General features: G+C 32.4%; 19 protein-coding genes. 13 read left to right on the top strand and 6 right to left on the bottom strand.

Going from position 1 to position 23,263, the window contains the following annotated elements; translation table 11 throughout:
- Nucleotides 1-13: 13 nt before the first annotated feature.
- Nucleotides 14-571, bottom strand: a complete 558-nt coding sequence (locus WNY78_RS13860; RefSeq protein ID WP_342873806.1) for an RNA polymerase sigma factor — start codon at nucleotides 569-571, stop codon at nucleotides 14-16.
- 240 nt (nucleotides 572-811) lie between these two features.
- Here WNY78_RS13860 and lon point away from each other — a divergent pair, with 240 nt between their 5' ends.
- The 4 genes from lon (at nucleotide 812) to cmk (ending at nucleotide 5,960) form a co-directional block, all read left to right on the top strand.
- Nucleotides 812-3,265, top strand: coding sequence for an endopeptidase La (gene lon / locus WNY78_RS13855; protein ID WP_342873805.1), 2,454 nt, complete (start codon nucleotides 812-814; stop codon nucleotides 3,263-3,265).
- A complete protein-coding gene (locus WNY78_RS13850) occupies nucleotides 3,249-4,136 on the top strand; it encodes a LysM peptidoglycan-binding domain-containing protein (protein ID WP_342873804.1) in 888 nt (295 codons plus the stop codon). The genes lon and WNY78_RS13850 overlap by 17 nt, the downstream gene beginning before the upstream one ends.
- Nucleotides 4,137-4,245: 109 nt before the next feature.
- Nucleotides 4,246-5,265, top strand: coding sequence for a type IX secretion system protein PorQ (gene porQ / locus WNY78_RS13845; RefSeq protein WP_342873803.1), 1,020 nt, complete (start codon nucleotides 4,246-4,248; stop codon nucleotides 5,263-5,265).
- Entirely contained in the window at nucleotides 5,265-5,960 is a 696-nt protein-coding gene (gene cmk / locus WNY78_RS13840) for a (d)CMP kinase (protein WP_342873802.1), read from the top strand. The genes porQ and cmk overlap by 1 nt, the downstream gene beginning before the upstream one ends.
- Before the next feature lie 48 nt (nucleotides 5,961-6,008).
- Here cmk and WNY78_RS13835 read toward each other — a convergent pair whose 3' ends face one another.
- A complete protein-coding gene (locus WNY78_RS13835; protein WP_342873801.1) occupies nucleotides 6,009-6,386 on the bottom strand; it encodes a LysM peptidoglycan-binding domain-containing protein in 378 nt (125 codons plus the stop codon).
- A 288-nt stretch (nucleotides 6,387-6,674) separates the two neighbouring features.
- Between WNY78_RS13835 and rpsA the strand changes: the two genes are divergently transcribed.
- From rpsA to WNY78_RS13805, 6 genes are all read left to right on the top strand, one after another.
- A complete protein-coding gene (rpsA, locus tag WNY78_RS13830) occupies nucleotides 6,675-8,543 on the top strand; it encodes a 30S ribosomal protein S1 (protein WP_342873800.1) in 1,869 nt (622 codons plus the stop codon).
- 448 nt (nucleotides 8,544-8,991) lie between these two features.
- A complete protein-coding gene (locus tag WNY78_RS13825; RefSeq protein ID WP_342873799.1) occupies nucleotides 8,992-9,342 on the top strand; it encodes a helix-turn-helix transcriptional regulator in 351 nt (116 codons plus the stop codon).
- A 54-nt stretch (nucleotides 9,343-9,396) separates the two neighbouring features.
- The gene (gene pyrR / locus WNY78_RS13820; protein ID WP_342873798.1) at nucleotides 9,397-9,936 is read left to right on the top strand and encodes a bifunctional pyr operon transcriptional regulator/uracil phosphoribosyltransferase PyrR; all 540 of its coding nucleotides are present in this window, start codon (nucleotides 9,397-9,399) and stop codon (nucleotides 9,934-9,936) included.
- 44 nt (nucleotides 9,937-9,980) lie between these two features.
- On the top strand, nucleotides 9,981-10,910 hold the full coding sequence (locus tag WNY78_RS13815; protein ID WP_342873797.1) for an aspartate carbamoyltransferase catalytic subunit: 930 nt from the start codon (nucleotides 9,981-9,983) through the stop codon (nucleotides 10,908-10,910).
- 3 nt (nucleotides 10,911-10,913) lie between these two features.
- The gene (locus WNY78_RS13810; RefSeq protein WP_342873796.1) at nucleotides 10,914-11,246 is read left to right on the top strand and encodes a ribonuclease Z; all 333 of its coding nucleotides are present in this window, start codon (nucleotides 10,914-10,916) and stop codon (nucleotides 11,244-11,246) included.
- A 78-nt stretch (nucleotides 11,247-11,324) separates the two neighbouring features.
- Nucleotides 11,325-12,233 (top strand): ribonuclease Z, encoded by a 909-nt coding sequence (locus tag WNY78_RS13805; RefSeq protein WP_342873795.1) that lies wholly within the window; start codon nucleotides 11,325-11,327, stop codon nucleotides 12,231-12,233.
- Here the strand turns inward: WNY78_RS13805 and WNY78_RS13800 are convergent.
- On the bottom strand, nucleotides 12,226-12,639 hold the full coding sequence (locus WNY78_RS13800; RefSeq protein WP_342873794.1) for a hypothetical protein: 414 nt from the start codon (nucleotides 12,637-12,639) through the stop codon (nucleotides 12,226-12,228). The genes WNY78_RS13805 and WNY78_RS13800 overlap by 8 nt on opposite strands.
- 83 nt (nucleotides 12,640-12,722) lie before the next feature.
- On the opposite strand from WNY78_RS13800, the gene pdxH reads away from it, so the two are divergent.
- The 3 genes from pdxH (at nucleotide 12,723) to WNY78_RS13785 (ending at nucleotide 14,937) form a co-directional block, all read left to right on the top strand.
- Nucleotides 12,723-13,370: a pyridoxamine 5'-phosphate oxidase gene (gene pdxH / locus WNY78_RS13795; RefSeq protein WP_342873793.1), complete on the top strand. Its 648-nt coding sequence runs from the start codon at nucleotides 12,723-12,725 to the stop codon at nucleotides 13,368-13,370.
- Nucleotides 13,371-13,592: 222 nt separating this feature from the next.
- Nucleotides 13,593-14,090, top strand: coding sequence for a CAP domain-containing protein (locus WNY78_RS13790; protein ID WP_342873792.1), 498 nt, complete (start codon nucleotides 13,593-13,595; stop codon nucleotides 14,088-14,090).
- 109 nt (nucleotides 14,091-14,199) lie between these two features.
- On the top strand, nucleotides 14,200-14,937 hold the full coding sequence (locus tag WNY78_RS13785) for a hypothetical protein (RefSeq protein WP_342873791.1): 738 nt from the start codon (nucleotides 14,200-14,202) through the stop codon (nucleotides 14,935-14,937).
- Nucleotides 14,938-15,016: 79 nt separating this feature from the next.
- Here WNY78_RS13785 and WNY78_RS13780 read toward each other — a convergent pair whose 3' ends face one another.
- From WNY78_RS13780 to WNY78_RS13770, 3 genes are all read right to left on the bottom strand, one after another.
- On the bottom strand, nucleotides 15,017-16,951 hold the full coding sequence (locus tag WNY78_RS13780; protein ID WP_342873790.1) for an OmpA family protein: 1,935 nt from the start codon (nucleotides 16,949-16,951) through the stop codon (nucleotides 15,017-15,019).
- A 12-nt stretch (nucleotides 16,952-16,963) separates the two neighbouring features.
- Nucleotides 16,964-17,881 (bottom strand): type IX secretion system membrane protein PorP/SprF, encoded by a 918-nt coding sequence (locus WNY78_RS13775; protein WP_342873789.1) that lies wholly within the window; start codon nucleotides 17,879-17,881, stop codon nucleotides 16,964-16,966.
- A gap of 12 nt (nucleotides 17,882-17,893) precedes the next feature.
- Nucleotides 17,894-23,263 (bottom strand): gliding motility-associated C-terminal domain-containing protein (locus tag WNY78_RS13770; protein WP_342873788.1); only part of this gene is annotated, 5,370 nt, incomplete at its 5' end.

The raw sequence follows: 23,263 nt of genomic DNA, 5'->3' as shown, positions 1-23,263 counted from the left end.
TCGACTTATGTTATTAGTGAACCAATGGCTCTAATTTTTTTCGTAAACTGTCTTTTGCTCTCGAGATCATAGTTCTGCAATTTGCTGCGGAAATATCCATAATCTCACAAATTTCATCATAGTCAAAACCTTCAATTAAATGAAGCGTTAAGCAGGTTTGATAATTATCTTTGAGCTTTTTCATGGTCTCCAGAACCTGATTGGCTTTAAGGGTTTTAAATTCATAGTCTTCCGGAATACCAGAATCTTCTTCCACCTTATAAAGAACATCATCTAGAGCAACGTCTTGGTATTTACTATTTTTCTTATAATGATAAATACTGTTGTTAATGACGATTCGTTTTAGCCAAGAACCAAAAGTTTTAATCTCTTTAAGACTATCCAACTTTGTGAACGCTGTTAAAAATGAATCCTGCATGATGTCCTCTGCCTCAAAACTATCTTTCACAATACGAAAAGAAGTGTTGTACATCGCTTTGTAATATCTATTATAAACCTCCATTTGTGCATGTTGGTTTCCAGATTTACATAGTTGCAATAATTGCTCTATATTTTGGTTGGTTAGTGTCAAAAAACAAATGCTTTATTATAGAGATGAGAAGTTAAATACATTGTTACACTTTTATAAATTTTTTTTCTTACTTCGGAAATTTTAATATTTAAGACAATGGCATAACTATTGAAATTAGATAAAGGTATATAATTGCGCACACTTGTTAAGTGTTTGATTTTCAGAATAAAACGCAATTATCGTAATTAATATAAATCATGAATTCTGTCCTTTTAATGACAGAATGACTAAAAAAATAATATGGCGAAGTCTAAATTTTTAAAGCTTGACAGTTTGTCATTTCAGGATTTTGATGAAAATTCAGAATTAATCCCGTTAATGACTCCTGAAGACGAAGAAGAAATAAACAACGAAGTTCTACCAGAAACCTTACCAATTTTATCATTGCGTAATACGGTTTTATTTCCTGGTGTAGTAATTCCAATTACTGCAGGACGAGATAAATCTATAAAACTAATAAACGATGCAAACAAAGGAAGCAAAGTTATTGGTGTCGTGTCTCAAAAAGATGAAACTGTTGAAGATCCTGGAGCAAAAGATATTTTTAAAACAGGAACAGTAGCACGTATTTTAAAAGTGCTAAAAATGCCAGATGGTAACACTACAGTTATTATTCAAGGTAAAAAGCGTTTTGAAATACAAGATGTCGTGGCCGAAGAGCCATACATGACAGCTACAATAAAAGATGTAAATGAAGCAAAACCTGCAGTTGACAATAAAGAGTTTACTGCTATTATTGATTCTATAAAAGACTTGTCTTTACAAATCATTAAGGACAGTCCAAACATTCCATCAGAAGCGTCTTTTGCAATCAAGAATATTGAGAGCAATTCGTTTTTAGTGAATTTTGTATCTTCTAATATGAATCTTTCCGTAAAGGAAAAACAACAATTATTAGAAATCAATGACCTTAAAGAACGTGCATTAGCTACGTTAAAATATATGAATACTGAAGTTCAAAAATTAGAACTTAAAAACGATATTCAGTCAAAGGTTCAAAGTGATATGAACCAACAGCAACGTGAGTATTTCTTGCATCAACAGATGAAAACCATCCAAGAAGAATTGGGTGGAGGCGTGTCTTCTGGAGAAGAAATTGAAGACATGCGCATACGTGCTAAAAATAAAAAATGGGATGATAAAGTCGCTGAGCATTTTGATAAAGAATTAGCGAAAATGCGTCGTATGAATCCGCAAGTAGCTGAGTATTCTATTCAGCGTAACTACTTAGATTTGTTTTTAGATTTACCATGGAATGAGTTTTCTAAAGATAAGTTTGATTTAAAACGTGCCATGAAAATTCTTGATCGTGACCATTATGGATTGGACGATGTGAAGAAACGTATCATAGAGTATCTCGCAGTTTTAAAATTGCGTAACGATATGAAATCACCAATTTTATGTTTGTATGGACCTCCAGGTGTTGGTAAAACCTCATTAGGAAAATCTATTGCAGAAGCTCTAGGTAGAGAATATGTACGTATGTCACTTGGTGGATTGCGTGATGAAGCAGAAATTCGTGGTCATCGTAAAACTTATATTGGTGCGATGCCTGGACGAATTATTCAAAGCTTGAAAAAAGCTGGAACATCAAATCCTGTATTTGTTTTAGATGAAATAGATAAATTATCAAATTCTCACCAAGGTGATCCATCTTCAGCTTTATTAGAAGTTTTAGATCCAGAGCAAAACAGTGAGTTTCATGATAACTTCCTAGAAATGGGATATGACTTATCTAAAGTGATGTTTATTGCAACGACTAATAGTTTAAATACTATTCAGCCTGCATTATTAGATCGTATGGAAATCATTAATGTAACGGGTTATACTATTGAAGAAAAGGTTGAAATTGGTAAGCGACATTTGCTTCCGAAGCAATTACGAGAACATGGATTAACAGATAAGCATCTTAAAGTAGCTAAGCCACAATTAGAAAAAGTGGTTGAAGGTTACACAAGGGAATCTGGTGTTCGTGGATTAGAAAAACAAATTGCTAAATTAGTACGTCATGCAGCTAAAAATATAGCCATGGAAGAAGATTATAATCTTAAAGTTACTAATGAAGATATCATTGAAGTTTTAGGAGCTCCAAGATTAGAACGTGATAAATATGAAAATAATGATGTCGCAGGTGTTGTCACAGGATTAGCGTGGACTAGAGTAGGAGGTGATATTTTGTTTATAGAATCTATCCTCTCTAAAGGTAAAGGTAATCTAACAATTACTGGTAACTTAGGTAAAGTGATGAAAGAATCTGCTACCATTGCTATGGAGTATATCAAAGCAAATGCAGAAGAATTTGGTATTGATCCAGAGGTTATTTCAAAATATAATGTGCATATTCACGTGCCAGAAGGTGCTACTCCAAAAGATGGTCCAAGTGCAGGTGTGACAATGTTAACTTCTTTAGTATCTTTGTTCACACAACGTAAGGTCAAAAAGAGTTTAGCAATGACTGGTGAGATTACTTTAAGAGGTAAAGTGTTACCAGTTGGTGGTATAAAAGAAAAGATTCTAGCAGCAAAACGTGCAAGAATTAAAGAGATTTTACTTTGTGAAGATAATAAAAGAGACATAGATGAGATTAAACCTGAATATTTAAAAGGGTTGACGTTTCATTATGTAAAAGACATGAGTGATGTCTTAAAACTTGCATTAACCAATCAAAAAGTAAAAAATGCTAAAAAACTTTAAATTAATAACTTCAGTAATTTTGGTAACGGCTTCTAGTTTAGGAGCTGTTGCCCAAACTGAAACTCATAAAGATGTCATCTTAGATGGTAAAGCAGCAAAACTTAATGTGAAAACTGGTGAAGTTATATTAGTAGGAGCTGAAAAAGTTACAACTAAAGATTCAATCATTAAAAAAGTTGTAAAGACGAAATCTAATGATGAAGCTAAGACCTCTACTAGTGTAAATGATAAAAAGATAGTTAAAGGCAAATCTGAAATTGAAGCAAATTTATTAACCAATGCCAATTTCAATAAGGTTAAATCAAGTGATGCTTCACAACCAATTTATACAAGTAGACCTGATACTTTAGTTAACTATTATAAAAACAAAAAAGCTCTTGTTACAACAGATGAGGTTATGATGTCACAAGATGTTTATATCACAACTGATTCTGATAGCATTAATTCAACTAAAGCTAACGGAACAACTAAAATGTCTGATAGTGAGCTTCTGAAAATTAAAGAAAAAGCAACAGCAATGGTTTATGAAGTTTCAGAACCTACTACTTATAAAGACAATACTTCAAATTTTCATAAAGTAATTAAAGGAGAAACTTTATATGCACTCTCAAAACGTTACAATACAACTTTAGGCGATCTCAAAAAAGCAAATAATTTAGAAACAACACTTATTAAGATTGGACAAGTCTTGCGAATTAAGAATTTTGATTCTTATAATTTTGAACAAACTTCTGGTGATTGGACAGTTTCAAAAGGAGATACTTTATATAATATTGCCAAAAGAAATAATACAACTGTAGCGTCCTTAAAGTCCTTAAATGGTTTAGAAAGTAATCTTATAATAATAGGACAAACACTTCGTCTAAAATAGAAATTTTTCTTTTCAAAAAATAAAACAGACATACGTTCGTTTTAAACCTGAGTTCAACCAAATATTTGTTTTCAGTTTGAATTAATTTTTATTTACTTTGCACACTTATATGCTAAAGAAAATTACCACGTTTATTTGTCTGTTTTTAACAGCTTTTACTTTTGCACAAGTAGGTGGTGAGTCTACATATCAATTTCTCAACCTTATATCTTCGCCTCGTCAAGCTGCACTAGGAGGAAAGACCATTACAAATTATGATTATGATGTTACAAGTGGATTATTTAATCCTGCATCTATAAATCCTGAAATGGATAACCAATTAGCCCTCAACTATTCAAGTTATTTAGGCGGAATAAGTTACGGGACAGCAGCATACGCATATACTTGGGATAGACATGTGCAGACTTTACACATTGGTATGACCTATATTAACTACGGAAGTTTTGATGGTTACGATCTTAATGGTGTTTCTACAGGAACTTTCACAGGTAATGAAGCAGCCTTATCTGCTGGTTATGCATATCAAATTCCGTATAGTGATTTTTATTTAGGCGCAAATTTGAAATTAATCACATCAAAATTAGAACAGTATAACTCAATAGGTATTGCAACAGATCTAGGAGCAATGTACATTAATGAACGCCTAGATTTTCGTGCTGCATTAGTGGTTAGAAATTTAGGAACTCAAATTGTCACTTATGCTGGTCTGCAAGAAAAATTGCCGTTTGAAGTCTCATTAGGATTATCACAAACTTTAGAAAATATGCCTTTACGTTGGCATTTAACGTTTGAAAACTTACAAGCTTGGCCACTCGGTTTTTCTAATCCAGCAAGAGCAACTACAGATTTAGATGGGAATCAAACTCAAGAAAAAGTCGGATTTCTAAATGAAGTATTAAGACATACTATAATAGGAGCAGAGTTGTTTCCAGAAAGAGGATTTAACATCAGATTAGGTTATAACTTTAGAAGAGCAGAAGAATTACGAATTGTAGATCAACGAAATTTCTCTGGATTATCGTTTGGTGTAGGTATTAAAATGAATAAAATGCGATTTAATTTCACACATGCAAGGTATACAGGAGCTAGTAATGCCAATTTCTTCGGAATACAAATAGATTTGAGATAATGCAAAAAATTACAATAGCCATTGACGGATTTTCATCCACTGGAAAAAGTACAGTTGCAAAACAACTCGCTAAAGCTTTGGGTTATGTATATGTGGATTCTGGAGCAATGTATCGTGCTGTAACTTTATATGCCATGCAAAATGGTTTTATTGAAACCGGTTGTTTTGATAAAGAAGGTCTTATTTCCCAACTAGATAATATAAAAATCAGTTTTAAATTTAATGCAGAAAAAGGCTTTGCTGAAGTGTATCTCAACGGAGAAAATGTTGAGAAAGATATCAGGTCTTTGGAGGTTTCTAGCTTTGTAAGTCCAGTCGCAACCGTTTCAGAAGTTAGAGAACAGTTGGTCAAACAGCAACAAAATTTCGGTAAAGACAAAGGTGTTGTCATGGATGGTCGTGATATTGGTACTGTCGTGTTTCCTGATGCAGAGTTGAAGTTGTTTATGACCGCTTCCGCAGAAAAAAGAGCTCAACGTCGTTATGATGAATTGTTAGAGCGAGGTGATGATGTGAGTTATGAAGACGTTTTACAAAATGTACAATCGCGAGATCATATAGATTCTACACGAGAAGATTCTCCATTAACAATGGCAGAAGATGCGATTAAGGTAGATAATTCTAGTATGAATTTGGAAGAGCAATTTCAGTTTGTACTAAAACTTTCCGAAGAAAAAATAAAAGCTAAATCATAAAAAAAAGCGACACTAGGTCGCTTTTTTTTGTCTTAAATTATGTCAAACCTATAAGTTTGGAATAATTAATTCTTGATCAGGATGAATCACATCAGGATTCTTTAAGATATCTGAGTTTGCAGCAAAAATAGTTTGGTACTTTGAAGCATTACCATAATATTGTTTCGCTATTTTCCCTAAAGTTTCTCCGCTTTTCACTGTATGTCTAGCATACACAGACGTATCTGCTACTTTAATATCTGCCATAATATCTGCTGGGTTTTCTCCACCTGCAACTTTAATAGTATCCCAAAGTAAATCTTTTTCGTATTGTGTTTTTGCTGTTCCAGTTACTTTTAATACACCGTTTTCTTCTTTTACATCACCATTTTCGATGTTTAATTTTTGTCCTAAGTCTAATACGCTTTGGTATTTTGCTCTAACCATAATAATAATTGTTTTTAATTAAGTGTTAATACTAACGTAAAGATACCAAATTATGTGCCAAGAATTAACAACAGGAATATTCATTTTTTAACATTTTTTTATTCTGAAATTCAACAGGTTAGACAATTGTGAAATTATTTTGTTTTATAGTAAATAATATGTATTTTTGCACTCCTTTTTGGCGGACTATAGAAAGACAAAAGGAATACATATAAACTTAAATAACGCTTCTGTGTGTTATCGCTTGATTCTTTCAAAGCATACAGAATACAAATTTTAATTCAGCACATGTCTGAAAAAGAAACAACAAAAGCAGAGGTAGAAACTACCGAAGCAACAACTGCAACTGTAGAGACTACAGAAGCAACAGAAACAACAACTGTTGAAACTCCAAAAGAGGAGAAAGTAAATCCAGAACAATTCTTAAAAGATTTTAATTGGCACAATTACGAAGAAGGAATTGATCCTGTCGATGAAAAGCAATTAGAAGAGTTCGAAAAATTAGTATCAGAGAATTTCGTTGACACATTAGATGACGAAGTTGTTGAAGGTACAGTTATTCATTTATCTGATCGTGATGCTATTATTGATATCAACGCAAAATCTGAAGGTGTAATTTCTCTTAATGAGTTTCGTTACAATCCAGATTTAAAAGTTGGTGACAAAGTAGAAGTATTAATTGATGTTCGTGAAGATGCAACAGGACAATTAGTATTATCACACAGAAAAGCTCGTGTAATTAAAGCATGGGATCGTGTAAACAATGCACATGACACTGGAGAAATCGTTAATGGTTTTGTAAAATGCAGAACTAAAGGTGGTATGATCGTTGACGTATTTGGTATTGAAGCTTTCTTACCAGGTTCTCAAATTGATGTGAAGCCTATTAGAGATTACGATCAGTATGTAAATAAAACAATGGAATTTAAAGTTGTGAAAATCAACCACGAATTCAAAAACATTGTAGTATCTCATAAAGCGCTTATTGAAGCTGATATTGAGGAGCAGAAAAAAGAAATCATTAGTCAATTAGAAAAAGGTCAAGTATTAGAAGGTATCGTTAAGAATATTACGTCTTATGGTGTGTTTATTGATCTTGGAGGCGTTGATGGATTAGTTCATATCACAGATTTATCTTGGTCTAGAATTAATCATCCTAATGAAATCGTAGAATTAGACCAAAAATTAAACGTGGTAATCTTAGACTTCGATGAAGATAAGTCTAGAATCCAATTAGGTCTTAAGCAATTAAGCAAGCATCCTTGGGAAGCTTTAGGTGAAGATGTAAAAATTGGAGATAAAGTTAAAGGAAAAGTTGTAGTTATTGCTGATTACGGTGCATTCGTAGAAGTAGAAGAAGGTGTAGAAGGATTAGTTCACGTAAGTGAAATGTCTTGGTCAACACATTTACGTTCTGCTAACGATTTTGTAAAAGTTGGTGATGAAATAGATGCAGTAATCTTAACTTTAGATAGAGAAGATCGTAAAATGTCTCTTGGTATTAAGCAATTAACACCAGATCCATGGACAGATATTACAACTAAATATCCAGTAGGTTCTAAACATTCTGGTATCGTACGTAACTTCACAAACTTTGGTGTTTTTGTTGAATTAGAAGAAGGAATTGATGGGTTGATTTACATCTCAGATTTATCTTGGACTAAGAAAATTAAGCATCCAAGTGAGTTTACAAATGTAGGTGATACACTTGATGTTGTTGTATTAGAATTAGATGTTGAAGGACGTAAATTATCTTTAGGTCACAAACAAACAACAGATAATCCTTGGGATAAGTATGAAACTGAATTCGTTTTAGGATCAGTACATACTGCTGAAATTGGAGAAATCGTTGACAAAGGAGCAACTATTGACTTTAACGAAGACATCGTGGCATTTGTACCACAACGTCATTTAGAAAAAGAAGATGGTAGCAAGCTTAAGAAAGGTGAATCTGCAGAGTTTAAAATTATTGAATTCAATAAAGAATTTAAACGTGTAGTTGCTTCTCATACAGCAATCTTTAGAGAAGAAGAAATAGCAAACGTTAAAGCAGCAGTGAAGAAGCAAGAAGCTCAAGCAGCCGAAGCAAAACCAACTTTAGGTGATGCTAACGAAGCTTTACAAGCGCTAAAAGATAAATTAGACGGGAAGAAATAAATCCTTGAAATTTTATATATTGAAAAGCCTCTCAGAAATGAGAGGCTTTTTAGTAATAATTTTATTACAACGTATACGTGGTAATGTTTTTTTTATTACTTTTAGTACATGTAAATATTATATATTTACATAAACATCCTGATTAAATTTATTAGAGAAGTTAGAGTTTCTACTAATGTTTTTAATCTTCCAAATTTGAGCCAGAACTTTTTCCAGGGATTTGGCTCTTTTTTTTGTTCTGTCATTTCATATGTACACCTCCTTTCATCGTTTTATTAAAATTACTTATTAGAATTTTGATTAAGCAAAAAAAATAAATATTATTTTCAATGTTATTAACAATATTATTAACAACGTTAAGGCTTTGTATTTAAAGGGTTTTAATGAAAATAAACATTATATTTGCATATACGGATGTGTTTTTTTATAATAAAAAAAGGAAGATTTGATGAAGAAAAAAGCAAAAAAAGAAGATTTAGAAATTAAAATTCGAGTAATTGAAGAGATAGCATTGGATAATAAGCGTCAATTTTTAACTATGATTGATAAAAGGTTGAAAAGCGAAGAATATGGAATGAGTAAATATCAACTTTCAAAGTTATCTGGTGTATCGGAGAGTACAATTAGTAGATATTTTAGTCAAGAGACTGATATAAGTATTACAAATTTTTTCAAGATTTGTCATGCACTAAAGTTTAATCCATACTTAATACCTTTTGAGTTGGATACTGAAGAGTTTAATACCTTTGATGCTTATTATAATGAATATCTAAGAAAGACTTATTTGAAAGATAACTAAGTTTTTTTTGATTTTTTACATTAACTTTGTTAACCAAATACGTTTGGAAATCTCATGAGTCAAAAAGTATTACTTAATGCTAAAGCCATAAACATCATTCTTCATCGATTGGCTTGTCAGCTTATTGAAAACCACAATGACTTTTCTAATACTGTACTTATAGGGTTACAACCTCGAGGAAAATTTCTTGCAAATCGTTTAGCTGAAATGTTAAGAACCGATTATAAAATTAAAAACATACAATTGGGCCATCTCGATATCACGTTTTATAGAGACGATTTTAGACGTGGTGAGAAAATTTTAGAAGCCAATACAACTGATATCAACTTTATTGTAGAGAATAAAAATATTGTATTTATTGATGATGTGTTATATACAGGACGTAGTATTAGGGCAGCTTTAACGGCAATCCAATCATTTGGAAGACCTAATGAAATTGAGTTACTCACATTAATAGACAGACGATTTAGCAGACACCTACCAATACAACCTAATTATAGAGGTAGACAAGTAGATGCTATAAATGAAGAAAAAGTAAAAGTAAACTGGATAGAGAACGAAGGCGAAGATGCTGTTTATTTAATTAATAATTAAAAATTGCAGAATCAACTGAAGACTGCAAACTGAATACTAAAAAAATGAGCGAACTAAGTGTCAATCACTTATTAGGAATTAAATATCTCAATACAAAGGATATTCAATTAATTTTTGAAACGGCAGATCATTTCAAAGAAGTGATCAATAGACCAATTAAAAAAGTGCCTTCGCTTAGAGATATTACAATTGCAAATCTCTTTTTTGAGAATTCTACACGAACAAAATTATCTTTTGAACTTGCCGAAAAACGGCTATCTGCAGATGTGATTAATTTTTCTGCATCACAATCTTCTGTAAAAAAGGGAGAAACTTTAATTGATACGGTTAACAATATTCTATCTATGAAAGTAGATATGGTTGTCATGCGTCATCCAAATCCTGGAGCAGGCGTATTTCTGTCAAAACATGTCAATGCAAGTATCATTAATGCAGGAGATGGAGCACATGAACATCCAACACAAGCATTGTTAGATAGTTATTCTATTCGTGAGCGTTTAGGAGATGTTAAAGGTAAAAATGTCGTGATAGTTGGTGATATTTTGCATAGTAGAGTAGCTCTTTCAAATATTTATGCTTTAAAATTACAAGGTGCAAATGTGATGGTTTGCGGACCAAAAACCTTGCTTCCAAAATATATTAAAGATTTAGGAGTAAAAGTAGAGACCAATTTAAGAAAAGCTTTAAATTGGTGTGACGTTGCAAATATGTTGCGCGTACAAAATGAACGAATGGATATTAGTTATTTTCCATCAACAAGAGAATATACACAACAATATGGAGTTAATAAAGCACTTTTAAATTCATTGGATAAAGAGATTACCATTATGCATCCAGGTCCAATTAATCGAGGTGTTGAGATTACAAGTGATGTGGCAGATTCTGATCAAGCTATCATTTTAGATCAAGTACAAAATGGTGTAGCGGTTAGAATGGCAGTCATTTATTTATTAGCATCCAAAATAAAACATTAAATCATGATTATAGATCAAGACGGTAACACAACCATTATAACGCAACAAAAAGCATCAATTATAGAACTTGTCAAGAAAATTGACATTCTTTATGATCGTTATAAAAACAATAATATCATTGTAAATATTACAAAGTTGGATGATGTAAAAACATCAGATGTTGTAGAGTTTTTACAATTATCAAATAAACACCGAAAAGCGAAGCACTCTTTTGTAATTGTTGCAAATAATGCAAATATTGACGAAATGCCAGATGAAATCATAGTTGTTCCTACAACTAAAGAAGCAAATGATGTTATTGAAATGGAAGTTATGGAACGCGATTTAGGATTCTAGAAAAAAGTTTGGTTGTTGAGTTGTTTGTCGTTAAGCTGTTTCGACTCCACAACAAACAACTAAACATCTTAACAATATATGAAATTAACCATTCTCGGTTGCTATAGCGCTACACCAAAAGTAAATACTAATCCTACTGCTCAAGTTTTAGAGATTAAAAATCATACATTTTTAATTGATTGTGGAGAAGGTACGCAAGTTGAGTTACGAAGAAATAAAGTAAAGTTTAGCAGAGTAAAACATATTTTTATTTCCCATTTACATGGTGACCATTGTTTTGGATTGGCTGGTTTGATTTCTACATTTAACTTGTTAACTCGAGAAGCAGACTTACATATTTATGCACCAAAAGGTCTAAAGGAAGTCATTACAATGCAAATGAAATTATCAGATTCTTGGACCAATTATCAATTGATTTTTCATGAGTTGACTTCAACTTCTTCAGAATTAATTTTTGAAGATGAAAAAGTTGAAGTGTATACTATACCATTAAATCATCGTATTTATACCAACGGATTTCTTTTCAAAGAAAAACTAGGCGATCGTAAGCTAGATATGAACGCTGTTTTAAATGCAGATATTGATGTGGCATATTACCGAAAGCTGAAACAAGGAGCAAATGTTCCAGATAATGATGGTAATTTGGTTGAAAATTCATTGGTTACCAAAGCTCCAAAACCTCCAAAAAGTTATGCGTTTTGTAGCGATACGCTTTACGATGAATCTATAATACCTATTATTAAAGATGTAAATGCGTTGTATCACGAATCTACGTTTTTAGAAAGAAATGCAGCTTTGGCCAAACCCACAAAACATTCAACAGCTAAGCAAGCAGCTACTATAGCTAAGAAAGCTAATGTTGGCACCTTAATTTTAGGACATTACTCTACGAGGTATGATAGTCTCCATGAATTTAAAGCAGAAGCAGAACAAGTTTTCCCTCACGTAGAATTATCTAGAGACGGTAAACAATTTGAGTTTAATTAAACTCATTTAAATCTGTCATCCAAATAATTGCTTCATCTAAACTCATACATCTTTTCATACTTTTCTTAAAAAAATGTTTTTCTAAAGAAGAGTTGAGATAACTAAAATCGGTATAAGAAACAATTGCAGTTGCGATTAAAAAATCATACTCATTATTAAATTCAGCCCATAATTGAGGGTCAAATGAATAGGAATTAATCCGATTTGCTATATATCCAATTTTGATATCATTTCTTATTTCTTCGGAAAAATTAGTGATAATTTCTCCAGCTAGTTCGTGGTTTACATGAATACCTTCATTTAATTCTGAAATAGCAAAATGTTTTGTGATATAGAAATTTCCGAAGGGCAGCTCTACTTTTTTGTAATCTAAAAGTTTAGAGTATTTACTGTTTTCAAAAGTCATTAAATAGGGATTATTGTTTAAATTTATGGTAATTATTTAAACCTTAATAATAAAAGTCAAATTAATCTCAATTCTATTTTCTAATGAATACAGACTTAGGCAATTATAGAAAATCTTATGAAAAGCAAGAACTTCTAGAAACTAATGTGAGTGATAATCCTATGGAGCTATTTCAAAAATGGTTTCATGAAGTCGATGAGAACTTTAATATTGGAGAAACTAATGCGATGACTATTAGCACAATAGGTTTAGATGGCTTCCCAAAGAGTAGAGTAGTGCTCTTAAAAAAGTTTACCTATGAAGGTTTTATTTTCTACACAAATTATGAAAGTGAAAAAGGAAAAGCCATTACAAATAATCCAAATGTATGTCTTTCTTTCTTTTGGCCAGCTGCTGAGCGACAAATCATCATCAAAGGAAAAGCAGAAAAGATTGCAGAAAATTTAAGTGATGGTTATTTTGAATCTAGACCTAGAGGTAGTCAATTAGGTGCACTTGTCTCTAATCAAAGTAACGTGATAAAAAATCGTGAAGTTCTTGAAGATAAACTCAAAACTTTAGAAGCAAAATTAGAAGGACAAGAGATTGAACGACCAAAATTTTGGGGTGGATTTATTGTAAAACCTGTTGAAATAGAATTTTGGCAAGGTCGTCCTAATCGTTTGCATGATAGATTACGTTATCAATTAGATGATGATTTCAATTGGAATTTAGATCGTTTATCTCCATAAAACATATTATAAAAACGTCGACCAAATACATTAATTGTAGGAATTTACGTTAAATAAAATGTATTTCAACGAATAATTACACGTTTAAACTTCTTTTTATAGAATTACTGTGTATATTGTCGATGAAATTAATGATTATATAGATATCCCCAAGTTTACATAATCAGTTTTATTAACAAACCAATTTAGATCCCAAATCTAAATACCTAATTAACCTACGTTATGAGAATTTCAAGATTCTTACCTTTATTGGCAGTATTTACGATGTTATCGTTTTCGTCATGTTCCTCTGAAGAGTTTCCAAGTGAAACAATTGACAGTATGGCTTTACCTGCAGCACCTGCAGCAAAAACTATTGAGATAGAAATTTTAGAGCTTATAAATGCTCATAGAATTAATGAAGGTTTAACTCCTTTAAATAATCATAATACAATTAAGGCTGTAGCTTATACTCATACAGATTATATGATAGAATCAAGCAATGTTGGTCACGATAATTTTTTCCAAAGAAAAAATAGTTTGATTGATAATGCAAATGCAACTAGAGTTTCAGAGAACGTAGCATATGCTTACAGTTCTGCTCAATCTGTTGTTAATGCTTGGTTAAATAGCGAAGGACATAGACATAATATAGAAGGCGATTTTACAGATTTTGATATTTCCGCAGAACAAAACGAAGAAGGTAAATGGTATTTCACAAACATTTTCATTAAAAGATAATTAGTTGACACATAAAAATTGATTAATAGCAAATCATTATTTTTAAGCCACAGTTAGTAATACTAATTGTGGCTTTTTTTTATTCTATATATTTACTGAAATTTGCTTTATGAGAAATCAATGTTTTGTTTTAATTGTTTTATGTACATCATTAGCTATTGCACAATCTACTAAAAAGGACATTGATGATGAGTATCTAGATAAAATGTACATTAAAAGTGATAGTACATTAGCAACTGAATTTCAAAGATTCGCTATAGACTTATTTAAAAAAGGAGGACAACTCAATGATTCAATTTTTAAGGAAACAGAACGTCATAGAGTAGGAGTTTGCTTAATCTATAAAGATAGAGCTGATGTTAATAAGGAAGTTGAAATAACCTTAAATACATTAAGTTACAAAGATCTACGTACCAAAGATTTTCATAAAAGTATTTACTACGGAAAAGGTCGCGAAGGATTTGCAAACTTCTATGTTGATCATGATACAGATGAGCAAATATCTATGATAAATGAAGCTGTTAACTCTTATTTAAAGCAGGATTCTATTCCTAGAGATCATCCTGCTTATCAATTTGCACGAACGTATGTTAATGAAGATGAATACTATGAAAAGTTTTTTAAAACAGATAAACTATCTACGCTAGTTATTGGATCTACTTATGCTTATCTAAGACAAAATGGAAATTATATTATTCAAATTGAAGGAGGTCCTGATAAAACTTTGCATGAAGATACCGAAGAATTGTATGTGACCGATTATTTCGTCAATGATTGGTATACTATAAGTGTATTTATTATTGACGACTCCAATAACAAGGCTTATAATCGGACTTTTAAATATTAAATGATATTACTGAAAATAAAAAAGCAGACTCGATTAACAAGTCTGCTTTTTAGCAAATTTAGATTAGAGGGTACTAATTTTATTCTTTCAAGATATAGAAGTATGAACGTCTATTTTCTTGATGCTCTGCTTCGGTACATTTTACACCATTAGAACATTTGTTAAGCAATTGAGATTCACCATAACCAATAGCACTTTCAATACGTTCTTTAGCAATACCTCTAGAAATTATATAATCCATTGTAGATTTTGCTCGTCTATCAGACAATTTTTCATTGTACTTATCACGACCACGACTATCTGTATGTGCTTCAATTTTAATCACCATAGTTGGATGAGCTCTCATAACATCAACAATATTTTCAAGTTCATATTGTGCATCAGTTCTAATGTTTGATTTATCAAAATCAAAGAAAATTGGGTTGATAACTATTTGACTTTCAAAAAGTAAAGGTTCTAAGTATAAATCAGCTTCAGTAACTTTTTCATGTTCATTATCTGTAGTGATTTTTTTTTGATCATCTTTAAAATCTTCTTTACTACCAATGATGGTATATGTTTTATTACAATCTACTTTAAACTCATAAGCACCATTTTCTGTGGTTACAATTTCAGAAATAACTTTACCAACTTCATTAATAAGTTTTACGGTTACACCTGGTAATATTTCATTATCGTTTTGATTTCTAGAAATACCTTTAATAATTTGTTCACAAAATGAAGCATCAAAAGCATAAATATCATCACTACCTTTTCCATCTGGTCTATTAGATGAGAAATAACCTGTGTGATCATTTTTCTCTTCGGAAATGTTCTTGAAATACGCAAAATCGTCATAACCACTATTGTAAGGTGCACCTAAGTTCTCTGGCTGCTCTTCGTTATCTTCATCTTTTAGTAGATTAGACTTAAAAATATCTAAGAAACCAAGGTTCAAATGTCCATCAGAAGAGAAGTAAAATGTACTATCTTTTGCTATAAACGGAAACATCTCTCGACCTTCTGTATTAATTTTTTCTCCAAGATTTCTAGGTTCAGAGTAGGTGTTACCACCTTCAATATCTACAACGTAAATATCAGTATTACCTAAACCACCTTCGCGATCTGACACAAAATATAGTTGTTTATTATCTGGACTTAGCGCAGGATGACCTGTAGAAAATACATCGTCATTAAAAGGTAATTCCATAATATTTGTCCACAAAGTATCAACCAAAGTTGCCTTATAGATTTTAAGATGCGTCGTCCCTTTATTATCATATTTTACTTTCTTATGACCCTTACCAACATTATCTCTTGTGAAATACATGGTGTTACCATCGTTAGTAATTGCTATTGAAGCTTCATGAAAGTCTGTGTTTACACTTTCCGCAGAAAGAAAATTTGGAGTTCCATAAGTTACACTGTCTGATTTTTTATCAACTTTTAATTGATAGATATCTAAGTATGGTTCTTGATTCCAGCTATATACTTTTTTCTTATCTGTATTTCTAGAGGATGCAAAATATAATTGTCCGTTATGAATGTATGATCCAAAGTCTGCATACTTTGTATTAAAAGGTAAATTTTGAACCTTTACGAGTTTATTTTCTTCGGAATTTGCTAATTCATTATACTTAGCAATATTTTCAGGATTATAACCTTTTATTCTAGAGTCATTATTTTGAATCTCCATGAATTTTTTCATCCAAGAATCGGCTTCATCATATTTCCCTAAACTTCTTAAAGATTGTATATGCTTATAGATATACTCAGGATTAATATCCTTTTCATCATATTTTAAGGCTTTGTCATACCAAAATGCAGCTTTTTCAGATTTAGAATTGTTGTAATAACAATCTCCTAAACGTGTTAAAACGTGAAGACTAGTATCTCCTTTTTTTAGAACTTCTTGATAAAGTTCTGTGGCTTTTATATAACCATAATTGTCAAAAAACTTATCAGCAAGCTTTTCTTGGGCTATCATAACTGTGCTGCTTAGAGCAAATATTAAGATTAAAAACTTTGTTTTCATGTGACTTGTTTTTTAGAAGTATCTAGGGGATTTTATACGTTTGCTTTTAAAGATCTCAAACATGAGTAGTATTTCATGTGTACCACTTGTGTATGCTCTTAAATCTGAAATAGGATACTCATATGCGTAACCAATTCGTAATTGTTTTGATACCTGAAAATCGGCTATTGCTCCTAATGCAGCTGCACGTTCATTAATTCTATAAGCTGCTCCAGCCCAAAATTTTTCATAGAATAAAAAGTTTGCAGTAAGATCAAAAGATAGAGGAGCACCATTAGTTGCTTTTAAAAGTGCAGCAGGTTTAAATTTTGTGTTTTCACTTAAATCAAATACATATCCACCTGTGAAATAATAGCTAATTCTTTCTAAGGCTTGAAACTCAGCATCACCAGTATAATCTGTGTTTAAAATACGAGGAGCTGAAAGCCCTAAATACCATTTTTGACTGTGCCAATAAACACCAGTTCCAATATTTGGTTTCCAACGATTTTCAAACCCAAAAATAACAGGATCATTAGCTTGAGATTGTTGAAAATCGGCATCCAAACTATAACTTGTAAATCCAGCTTTAACACCAAACGCAAGTTTGCTTTTTTCACCAGTTGGAATCGTATAAGAGAAATCTCCATATAGATATGAGAAGTTTTGATATCCAAGTTCATCATTTATAAATGAAAAACCTAAACCAACTCTCTCATTTCTCATTGGTGCATGAATGGACAAGGTTTGAGTTTGAGGACCACCTTCAAGACCTACCCATTGACTTCTATGTAAACCTACAACACTTAGTGTTTCTCTACTTCCTGCATAGGCTGGATTTATTGAAATCGTGTTATACATATACTGAGTAAACTGAGGTAGTTGCTGAGCAACACTCATCCAGCTACTGAACAGTATAAATGCTATTATGTTAAACTTTACTAATTTCATATAGGTTAAGATTTATTTTGTTGAAACGTAGATTGGTCCGGTTTTAGGATTTAATCCACTGTTCTTTATATTTAATACATAGTAATATGTTCCTGTTGGGACAAAGTTTGAATTTCCTACGGAAGCATTTGATGACGTACCATTCCAATCATTTTGATAATTGAAATTCTCGTATATTTTTGCTCCCCAACGATTAAAGATTTGAAGCTCGTAAACGAATCCACAGTCTTCTGTACCTGTAATTGTAAAGAATTCATTAATACCATCAAAGTTAGCAGTTACAGCTTTTGAGATTACTAGGTCATCGTCACCACATGGGAAGACAACACATTCATCGTTAAGCGCAATTGTAACTGTTACTTCACCAGGACAGAAACCACCATAAGTATATGTGAATTCGTAATCGGTTAATTGATCATCAGTAAAATTACCATCTTCATCAAGTAATGAACTTGGGTTAAAGTAACTACCGTCAATAGTGACATCTCCATTAGTTACTGACCAAATACCATCTGGGTCATAATCACCGACTAATAAACTAAAGAGATCAAAATCAAAATCATCACCAATACATAAATCACCATCATTTGATTCAACGTCGTTTTCTACACTTACATTAATAGTTTGAGTGAAAACAGCTTCATTACCACAATCATCTGTGACAAACCAATCTCTAATGATTATATAATCCATGATTGTTCCATCATTTGTTGATGTTTCATTGAACTCAACAGTCATGTTTGTTGAACATGCATCTTCAAACACAAGTTCTGGTACTTCAGGAATATCACTACACACGACGTTAATGTTTTCTTCCAAATCACCAACTAATGTTGGAGCAGTAGTATCTTGTACAGTAATCGTTTGAATTAATAGTGTAGTATTCTCACATTCATCTGTTAATGTCCACGTTCTAGTTATTGTAGAATTGTTTGGACAATCACCTTCTGTAACCATATCTGTAAATGTTGCTTCAAGATTTGTAGAACAGTTATCAGCTTCATCTGTGACATCACCAGTTAAGCTAATGTCATTTATATCTTCATCACATTCTAAAGTCACATCTGCAGGAACTGTAAATGTTGGAGCAGTTGTATCTTGTATTGTTATAGTCTGTACTAATGCTGTTGCATTTTCACAGTCATCTGTTACAGTCCAAACTCTTGTAATTACATATGAATTAATACAACTTCCTTCTTCAATAGTATCTAAAAAAGTAGCATTAAGATCTGTAGAACAGTTATCAGCTTCATCTGTGACATCACCAGTTAATGTTACATCATTAATATCTGAGTCACACTCAAGTGTTACATCTGCAGGAACTGTGAACGTTGGAGCAGTTGTATCTTCTAATGTAATTGTTTGAACTAACGTCGTAGTATTTTCACATGCGTCAGTTAAAGTCCAAGTTCTAGAAATTATAGATTCGTTTGCACAATCTCCTTCAGAAACTGTATCAGAATATGTTGCTTCAAGATTTGTAGAACAATTATCAGCTTCATCAGTAACATCACCAGTTAATGAAATATCTGTAACATCTGTATCACATTCAAGTGTTACATCTGCAGGAACCGTAAATGTTGGAGCAGTGGTGTCTTGAATCGTAATTGTTTGTACTAAAGTTGTTACATTTCCGCAGTCATCAGATAAAGTCCAAGTTCTAGAAATTATAGATTCGTTTACACAATCTCCTTCAGAAACTGTATCAGAATATGTTGCTTCAAGATTTGTAGAACAGTTATCAGCTTCATCAATAACATCACCAGTTAATGAAATATCTGTAACATCTGCATCACATTCAAGTGTTACATCTGCAGGAACCGTAAATGTTGGAGCAGTGGTGTCTTGAATCGTAATTGTCTGTACAAGAGTTGTTGTATTCTCACACTCATCAATTAATGTCCAAGTTCTAGAAATTATAGATTCGTTTGCACAATCACCTTCTGTAACCGTCTCTGTAAATGTTGCTTCAAGATTTGTAGAACAGTTATCAGCTTCATCAGTAACATCACCAGTTAATGAAATATCTGTAACATCTGCATCACATTCAAGTGTTACATCTGCAGGAACCGTAAATGTTGGAGCAGTGGTATCTTGAATCGTAATTGTCTGTACTAAAGTTGTTGTATTCTCACACTCATCAATTAATGTCCAAGTTCTAGAAATTATAGATTCGTTTGCACAATCACCTTCTGTAACCGTATCTGTAAATGTTGCTTCAAGATTTGTAGAACAATTATCAGCTTCATCAGTAACATCACCAGTTAATGAAATATCTGTAACATCTGCATCACATTCTAGTGTTACATCTGCAGGAACCGTAAATGTTGGAGCAGTTGTATCTTGAATCGTAATTGTCTGTACAAGAGTTGTTGTATTCTCACACTCATCAATTAATGTCCAAGTTCTAGAAATTATAGATTCGTTTGCACAATCACCTTCTGTAACCGTATCTGTAAATGTTGCTTCAAGATTTGTAGAACAATTATCAGCTTCATCAGTAACATCACCAGTTAATGAAATATCTGTAACATCTGCATCACATTCTAGTGTTACATCTGCAGGAATCGTAAATGTTGGAGCAGTTGTATCTTGAACCGTAATTGTCTGTACTAAAGTTGTTGTATTCTCACACTCGTCAGTTAAAGTCCAAGTTCTAGAAATTATAGATTCGTTTGCACAATCACCTTCAGAAACTGTATCAGAATATGTTGCTTCAAGATTTGTAGAACAGTTATCAGCTTCATCAGTAACATCACCAGTTAATGTTACATCTGTTACATCTGCATCACATTCTAAAGTTACATCTGCAGGAACCGTAAATGTTGGAGCAGTTGTATCTTGAATCGTAATTGTCTGTACTAAAGTTGTTACATTTCCGCAGTCATCAGATAAAGACCAAGTTCTTGTGATTATAGATTCGTTTGCACAATTACCTTCAGCAATAGTATCAGTGTATGTTGCTTCTAATGCTCCTGAACATAAATCAGTTTCATCAGTAACATCACCTGTTAAAGTCACATCAGTTGGGTCTTGATCACATTCTATGCTTAGATCTGCAGGAACCGTAAATGTTGGTGCTGTAGTATCTTCAATGGTAAGCGTAGCAGTTAATGTTGTTGAGTTATCACACTCGTCAGAAATTGTATAAACAACGGTTAATGTTCCGCTTTGTCCACAAGTAATGACATAATTAGCAAAATCATAATCTGAAGTTACTGTTACAGAAATGTCATCTGCACAAGCTTGTAATGAAACAATGTTATTATCATTCCAATCACTTGCAAGTGTTGAATTTTCATCACCTACACATTCGATAGTTTCATCGTCAACATCACAATTTGTTAAATCTGGGATGGTTTCATCACCAAAAGTTAAAATGGCTGTAAGTACAGTTGAATTTCCACAATCATCAGTAATCGTATAATTCACAATAATAGTACCACAAGGACCACAGGTTGTATTTAAATTAGCAAAGTCATAATCTGAAGTCACTTGACCAGTAAAGTCTGTATCACAAGAATCTACAGCACAAGCTTCAAGTGCAGCAATATTTGCAGCATTCCAAGCGTCAGCAAGTGTTTCATTTTCAGTCTCGTCACATTCTAATGATGTGTTTTCTACTGTACAACCAGTTAAATCTGGTGCAATAGTGTCTTCTAAAGTTAATGTTGCTGTTAATGTAGTAGCATTATCACAATCATCAGTAATTGTATAGATAACAGTAATTGTACCACCAAGACCACAGGTTGTCACTAAATTAGAGTATGCAAAATCTGAAGTTACTTGACCATTAAAATCTGTGTCACATGAATCTGCACCACAAGTTTCTAATGCTGAAATATTAGCAGCATTCCACTCGGTTGCTAATTGTTCATTATTATCGCCAGAACATTCAATAGCTGTATCTGTAACAGAACAGTTATCTAAGTTTGGAGGTATTGTATCTTCTAATGTTAAAGTAGCTTCTAGAGTTGTAGCGTTACCACAATCATCTGTAATTGTATAGACTACTGCAATTGTTCCACCTTGACCACACGTTGTTACCAAATTAGAATAGGCAAAATCTGAAGTTACTTGACCGTTAAAGTCTGTATCACAAGTATCAGCACCACAGTTTTCTAAAGCAGTAATGTTAGCAGTATTCCAATCATTCGCTAATTGTTCATTATTATCGCCAGAACATTCGATAGCTGTATCAGTAACAGCACAGTCATCTAAGTTTGGAGGTGTTGTATCTTCTAGAGTTAAAATAGCATCTAGAGTAGATGCGTTACCACAATCATCTGTAATTGTATAGATGACAGTAATTGTACCACCTTGACCACATGTTGTTACTAAATTAGAGTATGCAAAATCTGAAGTGACTTGACCATTGAAGTCCGTATCACAAGTATCAACACCACAATTTTCTAATGCTGAAATATTAGCAATATTCCAATCAGTAGCTAATTGTTCATTATCGTCACCAGAACATTCGATAGCAGTATCTGTAACAGAACAATTATCTAAGTTTGGAGGAGTTGTATCTTCTAAAGTTAATATTGCAGTTAACGTTGTAGCATTATCACAATCATCAATAATTGTATAGATCACTGTAATTGTTCCACCTTGACCACACGTTGATACTAAATTCGTATACGCATAATTGGACGTTACAGTGACTCCAAGATCATCAGCACAGTTTTCTAACGCAGTAATGTTAGCCGTATTCCAATTGTTTGCTAATTGTTCATTATCATCACCAGAACACTCAATCGCTGTATCTGTAACGGTACAGTTTGATAAATCTGGAATTGTTCCATCATCAAAGGTAAGTGTCGCAGCTACTGTTGTAGTGTTTCCACAATCATCAGTAATTGTATATGTTACGTTTAATGTTCCACAAGGTCCACAGGTTGTGTTTAAGTTCGCAAAGTCATAATCTGAAGTGACTTGACCAGTAAAATCAGTATCACATGAATCTACAGCACAAGCTTCAAGTGCAGCAATATTTGCAGCATTCCACGCATCAGCAAGAGTTTCGTTTTCAGTTTCGTTACATTCTAAAGTTGTGTTTTCGACAGTACATCCAGTTACATCTGGTACAATTGTATCTTCTAAAGTTAGAGTAGCTTCTAGAGTAGATGCGTTACCACAATCATCTGTAATTGTATAGATGACAGCAATTGTACCACCTTGACCACAAGTTGTTACTAAATTAGAATATGCAAAATTTGAAGTGACTTGACCGTTAAAATCCGTATCACAAGTATCAGCACCACAGTTTTCTAAAGCTGAAATATTAGCAGTATTCCAATCAGTAGCTAATTGTTCATTATCATCACCAGAACATTCGATAGCTGTATCAGTAACTGAACAGTTATCTAAGTTTGGAGGTGT

The sequence above is a fragment of the Psychroserpens sp. AS72 genome, from assembly GCF_038900375.1.
Classification (GTDB): Bacteria; Bacteroidota; Bacteroidia; order Flavobacteriales; family Flavobacteriaceae; genus Psychroserpens.
Note: the sequence above shows the minus strand (reverse complement) of the source record. Positions and strands in the feature narration are given on the sequence as shown.

Coding starts and splice junctions, on each gene's coding strand:
- lon (WP_342873805.1), top strand. CDS start 812: ATGGCGAAGTCTAAATTTTTAAAGCTTGACAGTTTGTCATTTCAGGAT.
- WNY78_RS13850 (WP_342873804.1), top strand. CDS start 3,249: ATGCTAAAAAACTTTAAATTAATAACTTCAGTAATTTTGGTAACGGCT.
- porQ (WP_342873803.1), top strand. CDS start 4,246: ATGCTAAAGAAAATTACCACGTTTATTTGTCTGTTTTTAACAGCTTTT.
- cmk (WP_342873802.1), top strand. CDS start 5,265: ATGCAAAAAATTACAATAGCCATTGACGGATTTTCATCCACTGGAAAA.
- WNY78_RS13835 (WP_342873801.1), bottom strand. CDS start 6,386: ATGGTTAGAGCAAAATACCAAAGCGTATTAGACTTAGGACAAAAATTA.
- rpsA (WP_342873800.1), top strand. CDS start 6,675: ATGTCTGAAAAAGAAACAACAAAAGCAGAGGTAGAAACTACCGAAGCA.
- WNY78_RS13825 (WP_342873799.1), top strand. CDS start 8,992: ATGAAGAAAAAAGCAAAAAAAGAAGATTTAGAAATTAAAATTCGAGTA.
- pyrR (WP_342873798.1), top strand. CDS start 9,397: ATGAGTCAAAAAGTATTACTTAATGCTAAAGCCATAAACATCATTCTT.
- WNY78_RS13815 (WP_342873797.1), top strand. CDS start 9,981: ATGAGCGAACTAAGTGTCAATCACTTATTAGGAATTAAATATCTCAAT.
- WNY78_RS13810 (WP_342873796.1), top strand. CDS start 10,914: ATGATTATAGATCAAGACGGTAACACAACCATTATAACGCAACAAAAA.
- WNY78_RS13805 (WP_342873795.1), top strand. CDS start 11,325: ATGAAATTAACCATTCTCGGTTGCTATAGCGCTACACCAAAAGTAAAT.
- WNY78_RS13800 (WP_342873794.1), bottom strand. CDS start 12,639: ATGACTTTTGAAAACAGTAAATACTCTAAACTTTTAGATTACAAAAAA.
- pdxH (WP_342873793.1), top strand. CDS start 12,723: ATGAATACAGACTTAGGCAATTATAGAAAATCTTATGAAAAGCAAGAA.
- WNY78_RS13790 (WP_342873792.1), top strand. CDS start 13,593: ATGAGAATTTCAAGATTCTTACCTTTATTGGCAGTATTTACGATGTTA.
- WNY78_RS13785 (WP_342873791.1), top strand. CDS start 14,200: ATGAGAAATCAATGTTTTGTTTTAATTGTTTTATGTACATCATTAGCT.
- WNY78_RS13780 (WP_342873790.1), bottom strand. CDS start 16,951: ATGAAAACAAAGTTTTTAATCTTAATATTTGCTCTAAGCAGCACAGTT.
- WNY78_RS13775 (WP_342873789.1), bottom strand. CDS start 17,881: ATGAAATTAGTAAAGTTTAACATAATAGCATTTATACTGTTCAGTAGC.